We start from the raw sequence: 26,269 nt of genomic DNA, 5'->3' as shown, positions 1-26,269 counted from the left end.
ACTATAAATCTACGATGTAGCTAGACATAACAGTTGCATGACTCATATCGCCAGTTGGGTTAGTAACGTAGTTATTTTTAGCTTTGATGTTTTTATAAACGAATACAGTTTTTTTAGTGATTTTTGGAGCCATTTGAGTTTTCATGATATTATAAATTTAAGGTTTAATATTATTGCTATTTATTTCTGTAAAGTTGCAACGTAAATATTACCTTCTATACTTTTTTACACAAACACTCGGTTTCAGGAGATAAAAACCCTAAATTAATAGATCAAACCACAAAAATGACGCTAATTCATCTAAAATCATTTTTCAAAAAGCACAAGCTTCACTTCCTTATTTGGGGACTTTATATCTTATATGAGGTTTTTATTTTAGGATTAGTAACCGGACAATTTCGTCCAATTGGTGCATATATATTAATATATGTAACTAACATATCAGTATTTTATTCTAATGGTTATCTTTCTGGAAAAGCTTTGAAAAGTGATGATAACATTCCATATTATATTAAACTTCCCCTAATCATCCTTTTTTCACTTTTTGCATATATTTTAGCGTCATTCATATTAGTGATGTTTTTTGGAGTGATCGGTCTTGTGGAAAAACAAACGCTTGAAACTTTTGATAGAAAGTTTGTTTTAGCGTGTATTTATCGATCCTCACTATTTATTGGTTATTCAATAGGATACATTTATATTCTAAAGTATCTTGAAGATAGAAAAAAGGTGGAGGCTTTGGAACGCCAGAGTCTCGTTACACAAATAGAAAAACAGGCTTTAGAGAATGATTTGGTTCAATCCCAAAATAACTTTCTTCGCAGCCAGATTAACCCTCACTTTCTTTTCAATACCTTAAATTTTATATACAACGACGCCCGTAAAAAAGCGCCAATGGCCGCCGATGCTATTATGAACCTGGCGGAAATGATGCGTTATGCTTTAAAAAGACCAGAAGCTTCGGAAATGGTTCCATTAAGCGAGGAAGTAGAACAAATTGAACACTTAATCAACCTTCATCAACTTAGAACAGCAAATGCTATTAATTTAAATTTAGAGGTTAATGGCGATTTGTTCGGTTTAAGGTTTCCACCACTTATTTTATTAACCCTGGTAGAAAACATATTTAAGCATGGTAATGTAACCCACTCCACTCAACCGGCTATCATTAAAATTGATTATGAGAACAATAATTTAAACATCAGCACCATTAACATGGTGAATGACAATAAAGGAAAAGAACATGAAAGTCACCACGTTGGTATCGACAACATCAATAAAAGGCTAGCCAATTTTTACAAGGATGATTATATTTTCAGATACTACAAAGACCCCTTAAATCGATACATAACCGAAATAGATGTGCAGGTAATTAATCCAATGTCTAAATTAAACCTTAACCAATAGCTCTTCTGCGCTGAAGGTCCTTAAGTAAAAAATAATACATTACCATTTCATTCGTCCGTTGATCTTTGTTGAACAATCGGTTAACATGCATGTGCATTAGATCAGTAAAGAGTTTTACTTTTCTGTTCCCGTCAGTTAATTTAAGTACGCCGATAAATGATTGCTTAAAACGGTCGAAATTTTCGTTTTGTTTTGGATCAAAATTTGGCGCAGTTTTATATTGTTGATATTGCTGGTTGAGTTTTTTGAAATCTGTCGCTTCCAAATGATGCTCTTTATTGAACGAATCGGAAATCATGCTTGTTACTTTTAACATCACTTCAGAGTCGAAAACGACAGCTTTCAACAGTTCATCTACCAAATAAGAACACCATTTATACTTGGTAAAAGCATCTGTTTGCTGCTGCAACTGCGATAGAACAAAATCACTATCAACAGAGAAATGATTTTCAACATCCGAAATGATTTCTGCCCCATATCTTTCCAACTCTCGTTTGTAGGTTTTTAACTGAAAATCTGAAACCAAACCACTCGCGATATAATCCTGCAGATAATCCGCTAACGCAGAAACCAATGCTTGTCCGTCTTCGTTGTTGTGCAGTAAAATCCTCAAACGTAAATGGTTCCCATTTTCGTTGTACCTGATAAAGAACCACGATTTTATCTGCGGTGAAAATTGATCTAAAAAAGATGGGATCACCCCAATTAACAATTCATCGGAACGTTGTTGATGACAATAAATTTCGAAATATAGCCACTCCTTTCCAGGAAGAAATACCTTCTGAACAGGAATTGCATTATTATTACTGCTAATTTCAATATTTTTGTAAATGCTATTGTTATGATACAGGTTTAAAATAAACTGACTTACATAAGGCTTTTGAGCCTGATCTACAATAACATCATTTTTGGGCAAGATGACTTCCTCTAAATATAATTTATTCTGCTTTTGGATAAATTGAAGAAAAGCATTCAAATCCTCATCACTATCTAAACCGAAGCATAAAGTTTGATCTGATAAACCCGCTTTAAAGTACTTGCTAACCCCGATTTGTGTAAGATAAGAACGGCAATCTTCAATAGAGACGGCTGTTTTATTGGGGTAGAATTGTGTTTTGCTTACTCGCCATTTTGCACCGCTTAATACAATATTATGAAACTGAAAGCGTGGATAAAAATCCAGATCGGGAAAAATGCTATCAAGGGATAGTGACAATGAAGTTTGCAGACCCTGATGCTGCAAATCGCACAAGAGTCTAAACACCGACAAATCTGACCGGGTGTAATTATAAGCCGAAGCCATTCGGGGAATAAGCCTTTTATTTAAGCTCTTAGATCTAAGAATGACTTCGTTATTACTCACCGAAATTTGAATATCACCTAGTGAAAGAGGTGCTGATGATGTATCGAAATTCAGTATGGATAACTGATGCCCGTAAATCTGCTTTCTACGATTGATATTATCCACATTGGTTTCAACGAGGTAAGCAACATCAAAAAAAAGTACTTCGGGATTTGCATTTTGCTCAATTGCCGATGTTTCCTTGCAAAACTGTTCTACAGCTTTATCGGCGATAGAAAACCGCCCGGTTAAGGCATTTGCGGTTACACCGCCAATTTGATCAACAAAAATTAAATCATCCGCTAACGACATTAAAAGGCTAAATGAATTTGGCAGAATACTTTCACTTTCATTTGTTTCAAACGCTAGTTTATTCAAATAAATAGGTTCCTTGTTTTCAAAATCAGCTACAGAAAGTTTTGTTTTTAAGATTGATTTTAGATCTTGTTTGTCTTCAGCATTCTTTTTCTTCGAATTAAACTGCGCTACAAAATCATCTTCGCTTACCTGCTCCAATTCATCGTAGCCTACACCCATTTCAGGGTCGAGTGCTATGGAAAGTGGAACTTCCTGCTGATCGAACTTATTTTTAAATCTCGAAATAAAGCTTTTAAGCGCTTCACGCTCATCAGATTTCAATATTTTTGATAAAAGATCGATCATTGTCGGTATCGGCTTCAATAAACGTTCATCTAAACCACCTGCAATTACTTTTCTTTCTGCAATTAAATATTCTGGGAGATTGCTATCATCGATTCCAATTCTTTCGAAATAATCTTCCCCTATCACATTAGGATCAAACTCCGTAAAAAGAAGTTGGATGGAGTGCATCTCATGAAGCAATTCTAAAAATTCGACCTTACCCGCTTCATCTACACCCAGTGTGTTAATCAAATCATTTAATGCAATCGGTTTGGCACAAGATTCGAGAATTTGCATTACAGATTCATTTTGATCAATCTCTGCCAGTTCGAAAACCCCATCCGTACAGGCAATATACCTGATGCTGTTGAGTGTTGAATAATAGCTAGTGTTGCTGAACAGTTGAACGTTATCAGCCATCAATTTTTCGAAATCAAACTGAAGTTCATTGCGATATGGCCAATCGATAAACTGATGAACGATCTGCTCATTGTTTACAATGATTTTGCTCTCGCTTTCATTAAAGGCATCTGCCAAAAAGCTGAAACTTGCAAATGTGCCGTAAGGTGTTGAGCGATATTTTGCCCGGTTGAAATATTTCCATATTGTGAAGAAAATTTTTGATGGCAGCTTTCTCAGTTCATGGGCTTCTACGTCTTTTATGGTTTCGTAAAAGGAAGATGATGAAATAGAAATGGCTTTTTTAAGTTCATCCCAACTACTTTCAAGATCAGCTTGATGTGAAAATTTCGGCGTTCTGAAAATAATGGAGGGATGAATCAGGGGTTTCATAGCGATATTTTATTGGGCGAAAATTACAAAGATTAATATTAAAACCCACATGGTATATCAAGTAAAAAGCCATCTCCAAAACTGAAGACGGCTTTAAGAAGAGACATAATTAAATTTTATTTCTTTGTAACTTTAAATTCTGTACGCCTGTTTTTGGCTCTTCCATCTGGATTATCTTTTTTCTTCTTGCCCTTTCCAATCTCGTTTGGTGCAATAGGCATCGATTCTCCATAACCTTTAGATGTTAACCGGGATTCGGAAATTCCTTTGCTAACCAGGTAATCGACGCAAGATTTCGCCCTTTGGTTTGATAAATTTAAATTGTATTCATCGGTACCTATATTATCGGTATGCGAACCCAACTCAATCTCCATCTCTGGATTATCTTCCAAAATTGGGATAAGAAAATCCAGTACTTTTTTAGATGGCTCCGTAAGTTCTGCACTGTTAAACTCGTAATAAATATTATCTAAGGCAATTGGAATTCCTAGTTTAAAAGGACTTAGACAATAATCTTTATAAATCATAGTATCGGCTTTCGCAAGCTCCTCGTAAGAGTAATTTTTGGTGATGGAGAAATAATTATCCTTCGCAAAAAGCAACTTTACAGGCCGTTTTGAATCTGTTCTGAACGTATATTTACCATCTGTGCCAGTGGTTTGTTTTTGATTGTTTTCTATGTTAGAAAAAGTCACTGTTGCTCCTGCCAATGGCAATTTTGTTTTGCAATCGGTAAGAATGCCGCTGATGTTGAAAAACTCCTTTTTAACTTCGAAAACCTCTAAACAGCATGATGATTCCCTATCAGAACTAATGTAACCCTTTGTGCCTTGATCATCAATTGCGGTAAAATAAATATCATCTTTCGAGGAATTGAATGGATAACCCAGGTTTTTAGGCACGGTCCAGGTAATTAAATCTCCTTCGGCTTCGAAAAAATCCAAGCCACCCAAGCCCACTCTTCCATCGGTACTAAACAACAATTTTCTGGTTATGGTATTGTAATATGGCGCACGTTCATCATCTTCTGTATTAATGGTTGGCCCCATATTTACTGCCTGACCTAAAGTTCCATCTTCGCGGAGCGCACAGTACCATAAATCGAACTTTCCGTAGCCTCCACTTCTATCAGACGAAAAAAGTAAAAATTTTCCATCTGCCGTTACATATGGCTGGCTCGAGTTAAAGTCTTTACTATTGATCTCTAATCCTACAGGTACCGGATCAGACCATTTATTATCCATTTTTGTTGCGGTATAAATCGCATATTTCTCCCGTTCTCTCCAGTAAGTAAAATACACCCTGTTTCCATCAGGGGTAAAGCTTGCCGCAGCAACTTCTATGCTTTTCGGCAGATTGAGGTCCATCATTTTAACCGAAATATCAGATACCTTTAAATCGCTTTTGGTAGTATACAGGTTGTTAATGAACGGATTTGCCTTTGTGGAAATTTGCACATCGCCGGCATCGGTTTTCACAACATCCTTTTTTCCCGTAATAGATACAGGACGAGAAGATGTAAAATAAAAATCATTGCCCAATTTAACTGGAGCATAATTAGATCCTAATCCATTTACATTATTGGCCAGCTTTCTAACCTCCACCATTCTCGGAAAGCGCATTTCCTCAAGTGCAAATTTGCAAGAGGCAATCTCCTTGTTTGCGTTTTTAACTAATGGATCGTTTGGATTCTTCGAGATAAAAGTTTCAAAGGCCTGAATAGCAGGTGTGAATTTTTTATTGGCTCTTAAACATTCCGCGTAATAAAATTGAGCCTTGCGGTAACGTGTATTGGCAAAGGTTATCGCTACTGCATAATACTTTTCTGCCTCCGCATATTCTCTATATAAACGACTAGATTCTGCAAGGTTATAAATTGATTCTTCATAATCTTCCATCACTTTATCATCCTTTGCAGTTTTTCTCTCTGTACCATAAGGCAAGATGGCCTGTGTGCTATCGCCAGTAATTTTTAATGCCTTTTTGTAAAAGGTTGATGCCGCGTAATAATCTTTGTTCTCGAAATAAGTATCAGCAACTCTTTTGTAATTGACTACAAATTGAGCATTTGCATAGCCAAAAGATGCTAAAAATAAAAACAGTAGTATTCTTTTCATTTTAAATTATTATAAACGTGGACAGAAGAAATTTGGACCGATGATGCCATTTCGCCCAATAAGCGAGATAGACAATTCAAAACCGCCGTTACTGTTTGAAGCTCTGCTGAAATTTGAAGTATTAACATCATAACTTAGTCCGAAAACCATATTTTGCAATTGCAAGCCTACAAAAGCTATGGCCGCATCTTTTACACGATAATTACCACCAAAAAGAATATTTGATGATGGATTAATATTCAACTGTGCGTATGCCCCTAAAGAAATTTCATTGGTGTTTCCCTGATACATGACCAATGCATTTGGAACGATATCTAACAACTCCGACGCCCGGATCCTGGCGCCGCCATGCCCGGTAAAACGTACCGGAATGCGAGAATTTGAACCGGAAAAACGATCAACAGGCATGGTGAGGTGGGCAGCACTTGCACCAACGAAGACATTTACACTCTTATTTGGGTTACCATCAAAGTACATAATACCTGCATTTACATCGGGCACTAATGAAGATTGAGACTGGAAGGTTTCGCCGCTCATCATGCCGCCATCATAGCCAGAAATTGGATTAAACTGGTTACCAAAGCGGCCCTGTGAAAAATCGAAGCTTCTGTTGATAATCCCAGCCTGCAAACCGAAACTAATCATTTGCAAACCCTCGAAACCGAACCTCAAACGATACGAACCAGACACAAGAGCCGTTAGATAATTGAAATCCAACTCACCAGCTCTTTGGTTTAATACTGTAGCGCCAAAAGCAAGGTTTTTCTTTGGCGCCATATCAAAAGAAGCCCCGCCAGTAAGGAACGAGCTATTTAGGGCTCCCCACTGCTGTTTAAAATTTAAACTTGCCCTGTAATCTCCATCAACCACCCCCGTTAAAGCCGGGTTTAGCCAAAGAGGGTACGCATAGTACTGAGAAAAATGTGGATCTGTTTGAGCAAATGATTTAGCTGTGCAGATAACCAAGCCCAAAACAGCTACATATACTTTTAAATTCGAAATTATTTTCATGGAATTTGATTTTTTCTGTTTATAAATTAATCTGCACATCGTTATCTCAATAAAGTAACTGTTCCTTTTTTAATCACAGTTGATCCATCCGTTAACTGAACCTCTACCATAAATACATATACACCGATTGGTTGATTAACACCTTTGAAAGTTCCATCCCATCCGTTAGCAACGTTATCAGATTGGAAAATTAATTGGCCCCATTGTGTATAAATAGACATTTTGGCACTTGCTATGGTATTTCCATAAATTAAGAACACATCATTTTTACCATCGTTATTCGGTGTAAATGCATTCGGAATATAAATCTGGTTACCCAATGGATTACTTGCTTTACCGGTTACCGGGGTAGAATTTGCACTGGTTTGGCAATCTAACTGGCCTTTAGCTCTAACAATTATGGTAACAGCCTGATCTGGTTTTAAACCTGAAGCCAGGTAACCTGTTCCTACTGCAGCTTGCCAGGTTAAACCGTTATCCGTTGAAACCTCGTAGCCTGTTGCGCCATTAACCGCCGCCCATGCAAACGTTACACTATTTGGTGTAGTAGATTGAACGACAACCGAAGGCGAAACTAACACTGGTAGCACAGTTACAGTAACCGCTGTTCTTGTTGGGCTTGCACAACCACCCACCGCAATACTTTCCACATAGAAAATAGTGGTGGTAGTAATGTTAGGTGTAGTAAATGTAATGCCCTCGCCAATCGAACTTCCGTTTGAACTGGTTGTGTACCATCTGTAGATTAAACCTGATACTGGATTGTTAACGGTTAAGATGGTATTGCTTCCCGCACAAATAGTCGCATTTGCGGCAGTAACCGAAGCAGGCGCCACTGGCACTGGTAACGCAACCACATTTACCGGGGTTCTTGTTGATGATAAACAAGATCCATTTGCACCTTCTACATAATAAGTAGTGTTGGTTGTTATTGCCGGTGTTGTGAAAGAACTTCCCGTTCCTGCAATTACACCTCCAACCGGTGTGTTATACCAATTGTAAACCACATTTGCTTGTGGATTTGAAACGGTTAACACTGCCGAGTTTCCAATACAAATGCTCACATTTGCTGATGTAACCGTTGGAACATTAGGTTTCTGATTAACCGTTACGGTGACTTTTACTCTTCCACCATTATTATTACATCCTCCAGCGCCCACTGCTTGTACATAATAATCGGTAGTGGTATTGATTACCGAAGTGGTGTAAGAAGTACCAGTGAACAATAAACTACCACCAGTTGAAGCAGTGTACCACTCATAGGTTACACCTGTTTGTGCATTTGTAACCGTAAGTGTGGTTGGCTCGCCAGAACATATACTGGTTCCTGCCGTTGCCACTATAGGACTGTTAGGAATAGCACTCACTGTGATCGCTATTGCAACCGCATTTGAAGCTACATTTTCGCATTTATTATCTCCCCTCACGGTTACATAATAGGTGGTATTGGAAGTTAATGCAGGTGTAGTGAATGATGCACCTGTAAAGACTACCGATGTTAGCGCTGCATTGCTATACCAGGTAAAAATTGGATTAGTAACCATGGTGCTCGTTGCAGTTAATGTTGTTATGCCACTGGTACATACTGTAGTTGTTCCGCTAACAGCCAGATCAGTTGCTAAAGCTCTAGGGTTTACAATGATCGTTACCGGTTTAGCGTTTGCAGCTGTGTTCTCACATTTATTACTTCCTTTAACAGTTACATAATAAGTGGTAGTGGTGCTTAAAGCTGACGTTGTAAAAATCGGACCAACAAATGCCACGCTGGTTAACGAAGCATCGTTGTACCAGGTAAATACCGGACTAGTTACGGTTGTAGAACTTGCATTGATTGTTGCTGTTCCCGAACCACAGATTACTGTTGGATTTGATAGCGTGATATCTACTGCCGTAGCCACTTCGTTTACCGTTACCGTAACTACTTTCGCTGTTGATGCAGAACTTTCGCATCTGTTATCGCCCTTAACAGTTAGGTAGTATCTTGTTGTTGCGGTTAGTGGCGATGTATTAAATGTTGCGCCTACAAATGCAACCGAAGTTAAGGCCGCATCGTTGTACCAGGTAAATACCGGGTTGGTAACCGTTGTAGTTGTTGCCACTAACGCTGCAGATGAACCTGCACAGATTGAAGCATCGCTGGCAGTAACATCACTTGCACTGGCGACTGTAGTTACAATTATCGCTACTGCTTTTGCACTGGCTGCCGAATTTTCACACTTGTTATCTCCTTTCACCGTTACATAATAGGTAGTATTGGCTGATAATACCGATGTTGTAAATACTGCACCTGTAAATACTACATTATTAAGTGCCGCATCACTATACCAGGTAAATACCGGATTGGTAACAGTAGTGCTCGATGCGGTTAAGGTTGTGCCCGAACCGTTACATATTGACGTTGTTCCTGTAGTGGTAATATCACTTGCTACCGCTATTGGGTTTACAATGATTGTTACCGGTTTAGCGCTCGCAGCTGCGTTCTCACATCTATTACTTCCTTTCACAGTAACATAATAAGTGGTAGTGGTGCTTAAAGCTGGCGTTGTAAAAATCGGACCGACAAATGCCACGCTGGTTAAAGAAGCATCGTTGTACCAGGTAAACACCGGACTAGTTACGGTTGTAGAACTTGCATTGATTGTTGCTGTTCCCGACCCACAGATTACTGCTGAATTTGACAGCGTGATATCTGCTGCAGTAGCCACATCATTTACCGTTACCGTAACTACTTTTGCTGTTGATGCAGAACTTTCGCATCTGTTATCGCCCTTAACAGTTAGGTAGTATCTTGTTGTTGCGGTTAGTGGCGATGTATTAAATGTTGCACCTACGAATGCAACCGAAGTTAAGGCAGCGTCGTTGTACCAGGTAAATACCGGGTTGGTAACTGTTGTACTTGTTGCCACTAACGCTGCAGATGAACCTGCACAGATTGACGCATCGTTGGCAGTAACATCACTTGCACTGGCAACCGGTGTTACAGTTATGATTATCGCTTTGCCATTTCCAGCAGCGTTCTCACATTTATTATCCCCTTTAACAGTTACATAATAAGTGGTATTTGCTGATAATACCGGTGTGGTAAAGGTACTGCCCACAGCAGAGATGTTGGTTAAAGCTGCATCACTGTACCAGGTAAATTGCGGGTTGGTTACATTTGGCGAACTGGCCGTAAGTACAATTGAAGATCCTGCACAAGCCGTTGTACCGCCCGTTACAATAATATCAGTAGGTGTAGCAAGCGGGTTAACCGTCACCACAACAGTTGTAGCATTCGCCGCAGTATTTTCACATCTGTTGGTTCCTTTAACTGTTACATAATAGGTGGTAGTTCCTGTTAAGTTATTTACAGTAAAAATTGGACCGGTAAATGCTACGCTGGTTAATGATGGATCATTATACCAGGTAAATACAGGATCAGTAACAGTTAGGCTCGAAGCTACTAACACAGTTGATGAACCCGAACAAATTTGTGTATTGGCCACTGTGATATCGGCTGCAGTTCCAAATTCTTTAACTGTTACCGTGATCACTTTAGCTGCATTAGGCTGATTTTCACATTTGTTATCGCCCTTCACAGTTACATAATAAGTAGCGTTATTGTTTAAGCTACCCGTATTAAACGATGCTCCGGTAAACACTGCATTTGATAATGCGGCATCGCTATACCAGGTAAATATCGGATTTATGATTGCGGCAGCTGAAACGGATAATAATGCACTTTCGCCCTTACAAATTGAGGTGATGCCATTTACATTAATATCACCAGCTGTAGCGTATGGGTTTACCGTAATCGTAATCGCTCTTGCTGTGCTCGCTGTGTTTTCACATTTATTATCTCCCTTAACCGTTACGTAGTAAGTTGTATTAGCCGTTAAAACAGGGGTAGTAAATTGTGAAGTTGTATTGACTACGGTAGTTAAGCTTGCATCGCTATACCAGGTAAACACCGGATTAGTTACTGTAGTGCTTTGGGCATTCAGGGTAACTGATGCTCCGCCGCAAACCGATGTTGGTCCGCTTAGAATGATATCTGTTGCTACTGCTACAGGATTAATGTTAACCGAAACCTCTCTTCCATTACCAGCAGTGTTCGCACATCTGTTGTCGCCGCTAACGCTAACATAAAACTTAGTTGGGGCGGTAATTGCAGGAGTAGTAAAGGTTGCGGTATTACCAGCCAATAACTGGGTTAAGGCAGCATCGCTATACCAATTAAACACGGGATTAGGGATGGTACTTGTTGCGGTTAATACAGTAGTTCCGGTTGCGCAAAGCGATGTATTGCCGGTTACGGTAATATCGCTGGCTAAAGCCGCTGGATTTACAGTAACCGAAATTTTCGTTCTTGTTGGGTTGGCGCAAGCATTAGCACTAACTGCCTCTACATAATAGTCATACGTTCCAACTGATAAATTTGCTGGCGTTGTGAATTTATTATTATTGGTTACCAAGAGGTTACCATTTACAGGTTGATCGTACCAATTATAAGTGATACCCGTTACAGCAACCACACTTAACTCAACCGGTGTATTTAAACAAGTTGTTAATGGATTACCTGTAGAAGGAACTGGTGGCGTTGGCGGAGCCAGAACGGTAACCGTTGCTTTTACTTTAACTGTTTCGCAACCATCAGCACTAGCAGTTACAGCATATTCATAAGTACCTGCTGCTAACGTCGGGTCGGTTGTGAAGGTCGCCCCATTTTTTCCTGTATATGTTGTTCCTGCATACCATTTGTAAGTAATTCCTGCCTGAGGATTTTGAACACTTAGTGTTGCAGCAGAACCCTGACATACACTTACAGTATTGGTAGTTAAAGTAGGTGTAACGATGGTTTTTTGTGCATAATCAAAATTTATGGTTGTTAAAGCACCAAGTAAACCGGCATTTAATCTCAACTCCACTTCATCAAAACGACTTGTTGGAACAATGGTTAATATTCCCGAGTTGCTACCAGCTAATAACCTCAAACTAATTAATGGGTTTGATACTGCAGTAACATCGCCATTACTGTTTCCATTTAAATAAGTGGTTACAGTAACGTTTGGTAATAGGCCCAATGATAATAACTGACCTGGAGTGGTAATTTTTAGTCTTAAAGTATCACCAACATTTGAAATAGATGAGAATTTTAATCTTTGATAAACTGACGATCCTAATAATCCGACAGGAATAACTAATGTTGAGCCCGTATTTATATTGCCATCAATTGCACTATTTGGATTAATTACACCTGCTCCTACGCTTATACCTCCTGATACACCATTGGTTTGTGATATCGCAGCACCACATGGAGTAGGCACTGGTGAACCATTAGGAATTACTGTTACATCAACACGTGCTCTAGTTGCAGAAGTACATCCGCCAGGGATGGTGGCTTCAACAAAATAAGATGTGTTTCCTGTGAGTGGTGGTGTAACAAAATTACTTGTTGCAGAATTTGTAGTGCTGAAAACCGGAGTTGTTCCCGTTTCGGTGGTGTACCAGTTAATCGTTACTCCTGCTGTGCTCGAAGTGGCAGTTAAAGAGGCTACCGACCCTTCTGTAATGGTCACAGCCGATGGAGTTACAACAGGAACTTCAATGTTACCGATGGTAATGGTTGCTATAGCTTTATCAGATGTTGAACCGCAGCTATTCACTGCTTCAACACGATAAGTGCTGTTTGCAATAACATTAGAAACCGTAAAGGTTGGTCCATCGAAACCTGCCTGATAAACATCTGCACTATTGTACCATCTGTAGGTAGTTCCAGCAATAGGATTTTTAACCTGGAATATAACCGAAGCATTTAGACAGGTTTCCACGTCTGGTGATAATAATTCTGGTTGCAATGGCGCCGGAGTAACGGACACATTTACTGCCGTCCTGTAACTCACACAACCCGATGCAGATACAGCTGCTACAAAGAACTTAGTATCGGCAGTTAAAGTTGGAGTAGTAAAAATAATGCCATCCTTGCCTGTAAGGTAAGTACCGGCAGCATCATACCATCTATAGGTTAAATTTGATGATGGATTGCTTACTGTTAACTGAGTAGTTTGACCTTCGCATGCGGTTACATTTGCAGAAACAACTGTTGGTGCAACCAGAATGCGCTGTGCATAATTGAAGTTTAACGAGGTTAATGCAGAAGCAATTCCTCCGTTTAATCTCACCTCAACCCCATCAAATGTTGCCGTCGGCACAAACGTAAGTAAAGCTTGAGTATCTCCACTTAGTAACTGAACATTTAATAACCCACTATTTACTGTTCTCGAATCGCCGTTGCTGGTGGTTCCAAGATAGGTGGTGATTTGTGTATTACCCAAAACACTTAATGAAAGCAATCTTCCAGGCGCTGAAACCAACACCCTCACGGTATCGCCTAAAGTAGATACCGAACCAAAACTTGCCCTTTGGAAAACCGATCCGCCTAAGGCGCCCACTGGTAAAATTAATGAAGATCCTGTTTGGGTATCATTATCAATGGCTAAACCGGGGTTAAATACACCAGCCAGCAAGCCTAAACCTACAACACCGTTGGTTTGTGCTATTGCCGCTTCGCAAGGAACAGGATTAGGAGCTCCTCCCGTGTTCACGGTAACCGTAATCTGAGCCCGAGCAGTTGAAGCACATCCATTTGCAGAAACGGCTTCAACATAATAAGTGGTGGTAGTGGTTAATGCTGGCGTAACATAAGTTGGACCAACATAAACCGGAGTAGTAGATGCTGCTGAATTATACCAATTGAAAGTAACATTTGCTTCTGATGAGCTAGCTGTTAAAATTGCAGTTTGCCCTGGTGCTACTGAAGACGAGCTTGTTGCCAATACAGGTAACGATGGTGCAGGATTAACCAGAACCAATACTGTCGCCCTGCCTGTGCTCACGCAACTTCCTTGTGAGGCCTCTACGTAATACGTGGTGTTAGCGGTAAGTGCCGGAGTAGTTACCGTTGCACCTGTTAAAACCGGAGTTCCACCAGTTTGAGTACTGTACCAATTGTACGTTACCCCAGCAATTGGATTGCTTACAGATAATGTAGCCGGGCTACCTGCACAGCTCGCAGCAACCGTTGCTACTGTAGGTACAGCCAAGGCTGGTGTTACCGTAACCGTTACCGGAATACGGTTTGGATTTGCACAAGTACCTCTTGATACCTGAATGTAATAAGTTGTTGTAGCGGTTAACGCTGGAGTGGTAAAAGTAGCTCCCGTGGCAACTTCATCGCCAGCGGCATTATACCAGGCTATAGTTGTACCTCCATTTGCCGTTGCGGTTAAAGTAGCAGTACTACCTGCACAAATGGTTTGTGAGCCAGCAGTAATAGTTGGATTTGGATATACGATTGTTGCGCCATAAACATCTAAACTAGTTACAGCAGAAACTACACCACCGAAACGTATCTCTACCCGATCAAATGGTGCGCCAGCTAAAATGCTTGCGGCAAATCGGCTTCCACTTAAAAGTTGAAGATTAACAAGTGACGACCCCAACTGTACTGTTCTTACAACAGTAGTTCCGTTTAAAATGGTTACGGTTGTATTATTAAGGAGCTGAAGATCCAATAAACCGCCTGGCAAAGCCAAATCCAAGCGAACACTATCGGTAGCGGTACCCGCTATTGGAAATCTTAATTGTTGATATCCGCTTGATGCGACACCAACCGCTAAAGTGATTCTTGTAAAATTATTCGGATCGGTATCTGTAGAGTTCCCTGCTCCGGAAATTCCGCACAACAAGCAAATGCCAGTAATGCCACTGCTTTGACTATTGGCTGCATTACATGCGGTGCCAGTACCAACAGGAATAACAGTTACGGTAACCGGAACCCTGCTTGCACTTACGCAACCATTGCTATTGGTGGTTTCAACATAATATGTTGTTGTAGAATTTAACGCTGGTGTAGTAAATGAAGTTCCAGATCCAACTTGTGTACCGCCAGTAGCTGCATCAAACCAGGTAATGGTATTACCTGAATCAGCTGTTGCCAATAAAGTAGTTGATTGATTTGGATTGATGACCTGGTTATTAGTAGATACAGTTGCTAAAGTTGCCGGCGGATTTATTGAAACCGTTACCGCTGTTCTGGCACTTACTGCAGTTCCAGAAACCGCCTCAACATAAAATACAGTTTGAGCAGTTATTGCCCCTGTTGTAAATACACCAGTATTGTTGGTTGCCAACGGTGTGGAACCTGTTGCTCCGTACAAATTATAAGTGACACCAGCAATTGGGTTGCTTACAGTTAACGTAGCTGGCGAACCAGAACAAACTGCAACATTCGCTACCACAGGCGCATTTACCGTTACCGTGATGCTGTAACCTGTTGTGGCTACATTACCATTGGCATCTCTTGCAGTTAGCGAGACGGTATAATTGCCTCCCAAAGTTGGTACGCCTGTAATTTCCCTGGTATTGGTATTAAAATTTAATCCAGGAGGAAGATTGGTTGCAGTATAAGTGTAAGGGCCTGTACCTCCTGTAACTTCCGGAAGTGTTTGTGTTGGATAGCTGGTACCTACTACGCCATTTGGCAATGTTGCTGAAGGCAAGTTTAGTGCACCTATTACTTTCAGTGCATAATTATTACTTGCGGTTCTACCCTCGCTATCAACAACGCTTACAGTTACCACATAATTTCCAGCTTGTGTTGGAACACCAGTAATTTCGCGTGTGCCAGGGTTAAATTGTAATCCTGCCGGAAGATTGGTTGCCGTATAAGTATATGGACCAACGCCGCCAATTGCAGCAGGAATAGTTTGAGCAGGATAATTTACGTTTTCATTGCCGTCTGCCAATGTTGCTGGCGGCAGCGTTAACGGATCGATAACTGTAATAGAATAAGTTGTAGTAGCCGTTTTTCCTGTAGAATCAGTTACTGTAACTGGAATTGGGAAAGTACCAGATTGTGTTGGCGTTCCAGAGATTTCTCTTGTAGCCGGGTTAAATGTTAATCCCGTTGGTAAACCTGTTGCTACATAGCTATATGGCATTGTTCCACCAATTGCAGACGGAATGGTTTGGGTAGGATAAACTAATCCATTTGTTCCGTTTGCCAGGCTTGCTGCCGGTAATGATAATGGATCGGTTACTTTTAAAGTATAGTTTGAAGTGATGGAATATCCATTAGCATCAGTAACTGTTACCGGGATAATATAATTCCCAGGTTGAGTAGGTGTACCCGTAATTTCTCTGGTTGTTGGATTGAAACTTAATCCAGGAGGAAGACTTACAGCAGAATAAGTTAATGGCCCTGTACCACCAGTTGCGGCAGGGATGGTTTGTGTGGGATATAATGTTCCGGTTACGCCATCAGGTAACGCAGCGCCTGCCAAAGCCAATGCTGGCGTTATTGCGAAATTAAATGTTGCCGTTGCCGAACAATTTTTAGTATCTGTAGCAACTACTGAAAATGTTGGATCTCCTGCGGAAGTTGGTGTGCCCGTGATTAATCCTGAACTAGATAAGGATAAACCTGCCGGCAAAGTGCTTCCCGATGCTAAGGCATAAGTGAAGCCCGGTGTACCACCTGTGGCTAATGGTAATTGTTGATTGTATGGGAGCGAGATGCTTGCATTTGTTAATGTACTGCCATTAAATACAATAGTAGGATTTACAGTTATGGTAATCGGAGTTCTGGTTGGATTTGAACACAAAACACCGTTGATCAATTTATTAACCTGAAGGTAATAAGTTGTATTGGATGAAAGCGCTGGTGTTGTAAAATCACCACCGTCAGGATTTAAAACAGTTGCACTTATTGGGCTATCGAAATAGTTCACAGTAGTTCCTGTTACCGGTGTAACAGACAATTTAGCTGTAGTACCAGCACAAATAGATTGAGCACCAGAGATAATGGTTGGATTTGGATAAATAACCGTTGCACCATAAATATCTAAGCTGCTTACTGCTGAAACTACACCTCCGAAACTTACCTGAACGCGGTCATAGGCTCCGCCTGCAACTAATGTCGAGGCAAATCTTCCTCCACCCAAAAGCGTTAGCGATAACAATCCTCCATTTATCTGAACTGATTTTACAACTGTTGTTCCATTTAAAACCGTTAAGGTAATGTTATTCAAAACGCCAACGTCGGCCAAACCACCTGGCAAACCTAAGTTTAACCGAATACTATCTGTGGCCACACCTACATTTGGAAAAATAAGTTGTTGCACACCTGTTGCTCCAACCCCCACACCTAATGTTAATCTGGTAAAGTTATTTGGATTAGCATCAGTAGAATTTCCTGCGCCTGTTATGCCACATGCAATACAGATTCCGGTAATTGCTGTGTTCTGGCTTCCAGCAGCATTACATGCCGTAGTACCTGAAGTGGGAATAACCGTAACGGTAACCGGAACACGAGAAGTGCTTGGGCAACCCGCTGAACTGGTGGTTTGAGCATAATAAGTTTTATTTGCCGATAGCGCTGGTGTAGTAAATGAAGCACTGGTGCTTACCGGATTTCCACCTGTTGCAGCTTCATACCAGGCAATGGTATTTCCTGCATCAAAAGTAGCTGTCAATGTAGCTGTTTGACCAGCATTGATAGCAATATTACTGCTTGCGACTGTAGGTAACGTTGCCGGTGGATTTACCGAAACAACAACCGAAGTTTTTGAACTTACCGCGGTACCAGAAACAGCATCGATGTAAAAAGTAGTTTGAGTGGTTACTACTGGTGTATTAAATATTCCAGTTGTATTAGTTTGTATTGGCGTATTGCCAGTTGAATTGTATAATCTATAATTGATGTTTGCCCCAGAGATAAGATTGCTTACCGATAAGGTTGCACCCACACCCGAACAAACCGTGGCAGATGCAACTATTGGCGCATTAATATTGACATTAAGCGTATAGGTTGTTGTGGCACTGTTACCACCAGCATCTGTTGCGGTTAAAGATATCCCAAAAGTTCCTCCTTCAGTTGGGGTACCTGAAATTTCTCTTGTGTTCGGATTAAAAGTCATTCCTTGCGGCAAACCAGTTGCTGTATAGGCATAAGGTGAAGTTCCTCCAGATACTGCTGGTAAAGTTCTGGCTGGATAAGCCGTTCCAACCGTTCCATCTGCCAATGTAATTGATGGCAAATTGAGGGTTCCAATTACTGTTAAAGGATAAGATCTGCTTGCCGTTCTTCCACCACCATCGGTAACCGTAATTAAAATAGAATAGTTACCTGCTTGTGCTGGCGTACCCGAAATGCTGCGGGTGCTCGGATCAAAAGTAATTCCTGTAGGAAGATTTGAAGCAACATAAGTGTAAGCTCCTGAACCTCCAGTGGCTGGAAGAATGATTTGTGATGGGTAAACAGTTTTTTCAGTTCCATCAGCAAGGCTAGTTGGCGGCAATACCAGTGGATCCAATATGGTAATAGAATAAACAGTTGTTACCGTTTTACCATCAGCATCCGTAGCCGTAACAGACACTGGATAGGTACCTGCCAAAGTTGGCGTTCCCGCTATCGCTCTGGTGCCAGGTGTAAATGTTAATCCTGCCGGTAAACCTGTAGCTGCATAAGCATAAGGTCCTGTACCGCCCGTAGCTGCAGGGATAATTTGTGGAGTATAATTTGTTCCGGTTGTTCCATTTGCTAAAGTTGCAGGTGGCAGAACGAATGGATCGGTTACTTTAAGTGTATAATTGGATGTTACCGTATTGCCGTTTGCATCGGTAACAGTAACCAGAACAGTATTATTGCCTGGTACCGTTGGCGTTCCGGTAATTTCTCTTGTTGTTTCATTAAAGGTTAAACCAGCAGGAACGTCGGTAGCTGCATAAGTGTAAGGACCTGTACCGCCTGTAGCAGCTGGAATAATCTGAGTAGGATACGAAACATTAGTTACTCCGTCTGGCAATGCACCTGGAACCAAAGTCAAGGGCCCTGTAACGGTGAGAGTGAAAGTTGCGGTTGCACTACAGCCCTTCGTATCCGTTGCAACTATAGAAAAGCTATAGTTATTGGCAACAGTTGGCCTGCCAGCTATATCTCCAGTTGTAGAAAGTGTTAATCCGGCCGGTAAGGTGCTACCCGCAGCTAAAGCATAGGTAAAACCTGGCGTTCCACCTGTAGCAGGCGAAATTTGTTTATTATAAGTTGAACCACTTGTTGCATTTGTAAGCGTGACACCAGCAAAATTAATGATTGGATTTACCGTTACGGTCACTGGAACACGTACAGATTCTGCTGTACAGCCTGCTCTAAGTGAGGCAACATAATAAGTTTTATTTGCCGTTAATGCTGGCGTTGTAAAAGTGCCATTATAAGTCTGTGTTGATACAGCATTTCCTCCATCGGCAACGTCATACCATATCAACTGATTTCCGAGCGCAGTGGTAGCTTGTAAGTTAGCGCTTGTATTGTAACAGACATTAACTGCATTTGAAACCGGTGCCGTAAACGTTGGAAATGCAGGGCTTCTACTAATGTCATAAATCTCTACATACTGAGTAATATTAGCACTTACGAGTGTCGATAATCTCACTGAAACCCGATCAAAAGCAACCCCCGGAGCGAATGGTACTGTTACGGCCTGACCACTATTTAACAAGCCCAGCAAATCTAAGCCCAGTAAGCTGGATGCCGCAGCACTGTAAACGGGCGTATTTCCGCGGTAAGCAGTAACCCTTAAATTATCGAACAGCTTTAGGTTTACCAAAGCAGGCGAAGTTCTGAAACGTAAATTTATATTATCGGTTGTATTTGACAGTGTAGGAAAGTAAACGTTTACACTTTTTGAGGCCGCTACGCCCAACACGCCTGTGCTTAGGTTATAGAAACTATTTTTATCATTATCTATTACCTTTTGAAAATCGAAATTTTCTGCTCCAGCCAGGTTCAATGCATCTAACGAGATGCCCTCTGCATCAAAATTTGCATAGGTATTTACATCGCAATTATCATTTCCATCGATAGTGTAGGCATAATAAACATTGGTTTTGCCAATAGTAGTAAGTAAAAGACCAGTGGTTCTGTCAACAACATAAACCTGATCGTAAATTTCATTTGGGGTGATGGCAATAAAAGTGTAGCCATTCTTATCTTTAACTATTTTAATATTTGAGTTATTATCGAAACCTGAAGCACTCGATCGACTTAAAATAGTGGTTCCATTGGGACGTAGAGCTCCAACCTCAAATTGATGGTTTCCGATAACCAGCGTTCCAACAATGTCTGCTACGAGCCCTCCTAATGTTCCTCCTAACAAGCCGTTTAGGGCCGATTGATCGAAATCAATTCTGATATAGGTGGTTTTATTTGCCGCAACGCTGCTTGGAAATTTTAAATTTATTCCGCCAGAATAGGAACCTGCGCCCAACGCTACCCCCCCATACGAATTAAGTGTAGCAAAATTAGCATCACTGGTACTGATCGCATTGTTGATATTATCTACACGGGATGGACTAAATGAAAAAGGCTTAATTTCAGTAACTGAATTTGCATAATTTTTTGTTTGCGCATACGAAACAGAACCGAAGAACGTTAGTAAAGTGATGATTGCGAATGCAAGCGCACAGCGAATTGTTCCTTTATGGGAATGAGAGGTAAAGATTTTCATCATGTCAGGCGTAATTGGGGATGATTGATTGTGTTTAGTACTCGTACATAAACATTTCAATGACAAATCTACATTTCGCATGAACATGCTTTCTATCCATTCTTGTTCATTATATTTTCGAAATTTTCATTCATTTTGTTCATCCGTTCAATTAACATTTATTTAATTTCCTGCATTGTGAAATTATGATGACATTAGCGAAGTCATCCCTGTAAATTAATGAATACTAACGAACTCCTCTCTGAACTCAGGAAGTTTGTACTTATAAAGTCGGGATTAAAAAATATAGATCCTTCTCACTGTAAGCTTATTTCTGAGTATATATTTCAAGAAACTAAAAACTATGTTAGTGAAACCACTATCAAAAGGTTTTTTGGCTTCGCAAACACGCAACACAAATTTTCTTTGTTTACTTTGAACAGCTTATCACAATACATAGGCTATTCAGACTGGAATACATTCTGTAAGGAAAAAGAAACTCAGGTTTCAGCTGAACAGAGCACCTGGGAAACACTCAAACTAAAAGCGAAGTATATCAGTGACATTGCGTTGGTTTCAAAGAAAAATAATTCAGGCATTCCTTTCGGGTACACGGCCAATAGGAGTTTCTATTATCCTGATTTCGATTATTTTTTAAATAACGATTATCAGTTTACCACTTTGAGTGCATTGCCTGGCCAAGGTAAATCTATCCTACTGGCACATTTGGTTCATCACTTTTTTTATTCGGAACAAGCATTGTATAAAAATGATATTGTTTTGTTAATGAACGTGAATAGTATCAATACGATTATCCGAAATGGACTAACGTTAAAACAATGGTTTTTAAAGGAGTTTAAATTTGAAAGCGTTAACGATTTAATTAGTTTTTTCAAAGTTCATCCAGAAAAAAAAGAGGGCCGGTTTATATTAATCGTTGATGGAATTGACGAATTTCTCACCAAGACAGAATATTTACAAACATTTATAGATTTTTTATACAGTATAGAAGAAAACAACTTCTTAAAAATGGTATTTGGTTTACGAACCAATAGTTGGATTAATCTGCAGCCTGTTATAACAGGCTCGGCTTTTTTAACAAAGAGTTGGTATAATGGCTTGTTTTACGATCTTGATGTACTTAGCAATGTTCCTCCTTTAAGTACCGAAGAAATACTGAATATATTAAGCCAGCTTGAAGATAAAACGGTTATTCAAGATGAAGTGAGCCCTGCCCTCTTGACCCAATTTAAAACGCCGTTTTGGTTGCAAGTATATTATCAATTAAAAATTGATAATCTTGCCCTCGAATTAAATAATACGCTTCTATGTTATGAGATTATTAATTATTTCTTAGAAAAGAAAATCTTTTTAGCTAAAAAAAGTACCGAGAAAATATATCTCCTAAAAAAAATAAGCGGACGTATATCTAAAGGAAATAAAGGTCTTCGTGTGGCTAAAGAAGCTATTCTTGACATTGTAAATCAGTATCCTGACGCTTATCAAGATTTGTTGTACGATGGTATTCTAATTGAAGAAAAGCGGCTTAGCACTGCAATACCCACAGAAATTGTTCGCTTTTTGAACGATGATATCTATACTTATTTCATTTTTATTCAAATCACCGAACGCTTTGATTACAAACCAGGCAAGGAATTTTTTGAATACATTTTAGCAACCTTTCTGCCAGGAACAGTATTAAGATATCACATTTTAAATTGGGCTATACGCTTCTGTATCAACAGAAATGAAATTTCTGAGTTAAAAAACATCTTGAAGCTATCATTTACGAATGAAGAAAAAAACATGTCGTTTGATTTCATTTGCAATGTTTCGAAATATGAGCTAAGTAAGCCCAACTCCAACTTCAATAAACAAAGTATCGACTTAAATTTTATTGATATTTTGGCTACAGGCCGAACAATGAGTAAACTTTATAAGGAAACCATCAAAACTATTTCGGATAATGTATTAAATGAGGATGTCCAGATTATGCTATTGGTTATCGAATGCAATATCGCTTTAATCGACGTAGACAAAGCTTCGTTGATTAGCGCAATGCATGCACTTAAACGCCATTACAAAAGATTAAATGAGTTATTCCCCATAAACCCTTACGACATCCTTTTATATTTCATGAATAACCTTACGGGAAAACCACATGAAAGTAAAACACTGGAAGATAAGATCATCAGGCTCTGCCAAAAAATTGATAAGAGTGAACCTTTAAGCAACAAACTAATTACTACACCCGAAATTCTGGCCTATCGATTGGTTTTATTGGCTTTATTCGCACAGAAAAATTATGCTGAATGCCACCGTTTTATTATGGCTATTCTAAATAAATATCCTAATATCTTTAATGTACGCCATTCGGTCTTCTCTCCATTTCTATTGCTACAATTAGGGCATACCTATCTTAAACTCAACTATTATAAGAAGGCTAAAAGAGTTTTAGAATTTATGGAGAAAGTGATAGAATGCGACTATACTTACTACACCAATTTTATTAGCGTAGGTTTTAGTTTATTCAAGGCGAGCTTTTATAACTGCACAGACAATTATGAGCAAGCAGTTACCGAGATAGAAGCAGGCTTAAAAATGGCTTTCAAAAACGATTTTAGAGTCTATGAAGTTTCGTTGCTTTTGTTAAAAATAGATGCATTAAAGCATTGTGATAAACCCGAAGAGGTATCAAATGCAATAAAAGAATTATTTAAATTTATATCGATAAACAAAATTTCGATGCCGGAGTATGCCAACTTGAATAATTTCGAATTCGAACAATCCTTTAAGATTTTAAAGTCTTATAAATAAGAAAATGCCCTTATGATTAATCAAAAGGGCATTCTTATTTATTCAATGTGATTAGATTATTTGATCAAGTTATAAAGTTCATCCAACTTAGGAGAAAGTACAATTTCGATTCTTCTATTTTTGCTTCTTCCATCTGCACTTGCATTTGAACCGAGCGGCTGAAATTCTCCTTTACCTGTGGCCGTCATTCTAACGCTTTCTACCTTCTCATTATCTGTTAAATAACGTACCACCGAAGTTGCCCTTAACACACTTAAATCCCAATTATCTTTAATTTGACCTAAGTTGTTTATTTTTTGATTGTCGGTATGGCCTTCTACAGCAATGTTAATTTCTGGTTGTTGCTTTAAAACATTAGCCAACTGTGTTAGTGCCTGCTTCCCTTTTTCATCTATGATAATACTACCTGATGGAAATAACAATTTATCTGTTAGCGAAACATAAACCTTTCCATTTTTAATTTCTACAGTTAAGCCGCTTTTGGCGAAGCCGAGCAGTGCTTGTTGCAACTTCTCTTTTAATGAATTGGTTGCTTCATCGCGTTTACGCAAAACCTCTTCCACCTCTTTTAAACGCTTTTCCCGGGCAGCCAGATCGCCAGATAGCTTTGTAATTTCGGTGGTCGAATTATTCTTTAGCTTTTTATAGTTTGCATCTACTTCATTGTAACTGCTTTGCAAATCTCTTAATTCTTCAGCCATCAAAGTGGTGTCTTTCTTAAGTTTCGCAACCTCTTTCTCTAAATTTTCAATTTTTACCAAGCCCTCATTAAAGGCAGTATATAAAGAATCTTTGCTACCCAATAAAGCTTTATATTTTTTTGGCGATAAAACCACGCATGAGGTAAAGGATGAAATGAATAAAAGAATGACAAAAGCTAAGAAGGTATTTTTCATATTATAGAATCAAGATTTTAGTATCAAGTACAAGTCCTATCAAGGGTTAAACATTAACTGTTGGTTATTTTGAGTGTTGAATTAAAAGTTGATTATTGCTCAATGGCATTTCGTAAAAATGCAACTAATGGTTGTATTGTTGCAAAAGAACTTATCAACTTATTAACGAGATCAGCTTTAAAAAAGTCTTCATCTTTTAGTGGCATGGTCGCCTCAAAGCTTTTTAACTTTAAAAACTCGATGTTTGGATCTGCAGGATCATAGCCCTTCGGCGCATTTTTTAGGGCATTTGTTGTGCCCAATGTGAAATTTGCTTTGAATGCTTTGGCTTCGATAATGCTTTTGAACTCATCAATATTGTAATCTATTTCCTGGCGGATAAGTTTAACATGTGGTGCTTCGGGCATCCAATAACCGCCTGCAATAAAGCTTTTACCCGGTTGGATGTGTAAATAATAACCAGGTTCATTACCGCCTTTGCTCTTGGCAGAAAACCAAATGCCAAAGTTATTTTTATACGGGTCTTTATTTTTACTGAAACGCACATCACGATAAATACGCATTAAGCTCTTCTTCGCATCAGTTTCTGAGGAAATTAAGGGATCTACCTTGGCCAGCTCCGGTATAAGCGCTGCTACAAGTTTCAGAGTATCTTCTTTCGCTTCCTCGTATCTAGGTTTATTTTCTGCAAACCATTCGCGGTTGTTATTTTCCGCTACCTCTTTGATAAATTTTAAGGTTTCTTTTTTTAGCATATAGATATGATTAACCGGATAAGCCGTACAACAGCCATCCAATTTAGAATCTTCAATAATTAATATATCGTGTTAAACACTCAAACTTAAAACTCCTGACTTTTATTGATCGTAATAAGCTTTATACTTAATATTCGGCGACAATACATGAAGCAAAATAATACGTGAGTAGCGGTAATTAAAAGGATAAAGAATAAAACAACCAGCAAAAATCGCAATCAAATAATGCCAAAAAGTTGCATCAGTTAGTGGACCGAAAAACAGGTAGGTAATAAAGCTTACAAGGAGCATTTCGATTACATTCATGGCATAACTAACGTACATGGCCGCATAGAAATATCCAGGTTCAATTTCTATCCGCTGCGCACAATAACTGCAAATTTCTTTGGTATGCTGAATGTTCCAGCCATACATACTGCCCGTAAATATATCTCCCCTGCGACAGTGTGGGCATTTGCAGTTTACGATTGCAGAAAGCTTGGAAGTTTTACCAGACATGTTTAGTTTAAATGAAAAGGTTCTTTTTTCATATTTAACGCCACATTTTTCTTGCGGTATTTCTTATACCAAATCACCCCAATTACTATTGCCATAATGTAAGGAATGGCCAGTAAATATAAAACACCCGTATTTAAACCAGCCGAAACGGTATTGCCATTTTTTACCCCCTGCTCTGCATTGATGCTACACATGGCGCATTGTGCTTGTGCATTAGCAGTGAAAAGTAAAATGCAGGCAATTGAAAATAAGATAAAAGTGAATGTCTTTTTCATCATTGCAAATATAAGATTTAACGTGTGAGGGGTAGCAAAAATTATGTCATAAAAAAACCCCGCTGATGAGGCGGGGTTTGTGGGAGAGAGAAAATTTTTAAACTATTAAGTGATTACTTCATCTTTACTTAATTGCCTTTTCCAAAAAATAAAGACTATTAATAAAACCACATTAATTGCGATAAACAAAT

Annotated in this window: 11 protein-coding genes; 2 read left to right on the top strand and 9 right to left on the bottom strand. The window is 39.3% G+C overall.

Annotated elements, in window-relative coordinates:
- Position 1: 1 nt before the first annotated feature.
- A complete protein-coding gene (locus tag ACZZZK_RS16255) occupies positions 2-145 on the bottom strand; it encodes a hypothetical protein (protein WP_463485050.1) in 144 nt (47 codons plus the stop codon).
- Positions 146-285: 140 nt separating this feature from the next.
- Between ACZZZK_RS16255 and ACZZZK_RS16250 the strand changes: the two genes are divergently transcribed.
- Complete coding sequence (locus ACZZZK_RS16250; protein WP_463485049.1) at positions 286-1,407, top strand: sensor histidine kinase; 1,122 nt, start codon at positions 286-288, stop codon at positions 1,405-1,407.
- Here the strand turns inward: ACZZZK_RS16250 and ACZZZK_RS16245 are convergent.
- From ACZZZK_RS16245 to ACZZZK_RS16230, 4 genes are all read right to left on the bottom strand, one after another.
- A complete protein-coding gene (locus tag ACZZZK_RS16245; protein WP_463485048.1) occupies positions 1,397-4,183 on the bottom strand; it encodes a lantibiotic dehydratase in 2,787 nt (928 codons plus the stop codon). The genes ACZZZK_RS16250 and ACZZZK_RS16245 overlap by 11 nt on opposite strands.
- A 116-nt stretch (positions 4,184-4,299) precedes the next feature.
- Positions 4,300-6,300, bottom strand: a complete 2,001-nt coding sequence (locus ACZZZK_RS16240) for an OmpA family protein (protein ID WP_463485047.1) — start codon at positions 6,298-6,300, stop codon at positions 4,300-4,302.
- A gap of 9 nt (positions 6,301-6,309) precedes the next feature.
- Positions 6,310-7,311 (bottom strand): PorP/SprF family type IX secretion system membrane protein, encoded by a 1,002-nt coding sequence (locus tag ACZZZK_RS16235; protein ID WP_235527259.1) that lies wholly within the window; start codon positions 7,309-7,311, stop codon positions 6,310-6,312.
- A 41-nt stretch (positions 7,312-7,352) separates the two neighbouring features.
- Entirely contained in the window at positions 7,353-20,861 is a 13,509-nt protein-coding gene (locus ACZZZK_RS16230) for an Ig-like domain-containing protein (protein WP_463485046.1), read from the bottom strand.
- A gap of 216 nt (positions 20,862-21,077) precedes the next feature.
- On the opposite strand from ACZZZK_RS16230, the gene ACZZZK_RS16225 reads away from it, so the two are divergent.
- A complete protein-coding gene (locus tag ACZZZK_RS16225) occupies positions 21,078-23,654 on the top strand; it encodes a tetratricopeptide repeat protein (protein ID WP_463485045.1) in 2,577 nt (858 codons plus the stop codon).
- Between the two features lie 56 nt (positions 23,655-23,710).
- On the opposite strand, the gene ACZZZK_RS16220 is transcribed toward ACZZZK_RS16225, so the two are convergent.
- The 4 genes from ACZZZK_RS16220 to ACZZZK_RS16205 all read right to left on the bottom strand — a co-directional run bounded on the left by ACZZZK_RS16220 (position 23,711) and on the right by ACZZZK_RS16205 (position 26,081).
- Positions 23,711-24,550: an OmpA/MotB family protein gene (locus ACZZZK_RS16220; protein ID WP_463485044.1), complete on the bottom strand. Its 840-nt coding sequence runs from the start codon at positions 24,548-24,550 to the stop codon at positions 23,711-23,713.
- Positions 24,551-24,642: 92 nt separating this feature from the next.
- On the bottom strand, positions 24,643-25,305 hold the full coding sequence (locus ACZZZK_RS16215) for a DUF2461 domain-containing protein (RefSeq protein ID WP_463485043.1): 663 nt from the start codon (positions 25,303-25,305) through the stop codon (positions 24,643-24,645).
- A 102-nt stretch (positions 25,306-25,407) separates the two neighbouring features.
- Complete coding sequence (locus tag ACZZZK_RS16210) at positions 25,408-25,803, bottom strand: hypothetical protein (protein ID WP_056848411.1); 396 nt, start codon at positions 25,801-25,803, stop codon at positions 25,408-25,410.
- Positions 25,804-25,805: 2 nt separating this feature from the next.
- A complete protein-coding gene (locus tag ACZZZK_RS16205) occupies positions 25,806-26,081 on the bottom strand; it encodes a hypothetical protein (protein WP_265798424.1) in 276 nt (91 codons plus the stop codon).
- Between the last annotated feature and the right edge of the window lie 188 nt (positions 26,082-26,269).

Source organism: Pedobacter sp. AC163, from assembly GCF_979258665.1.
The sequence above is the reverse complement of the archived record's forward strand: the minus strand, read 5'-3'. Positions and strand labels throughout refer to the sequence as shown.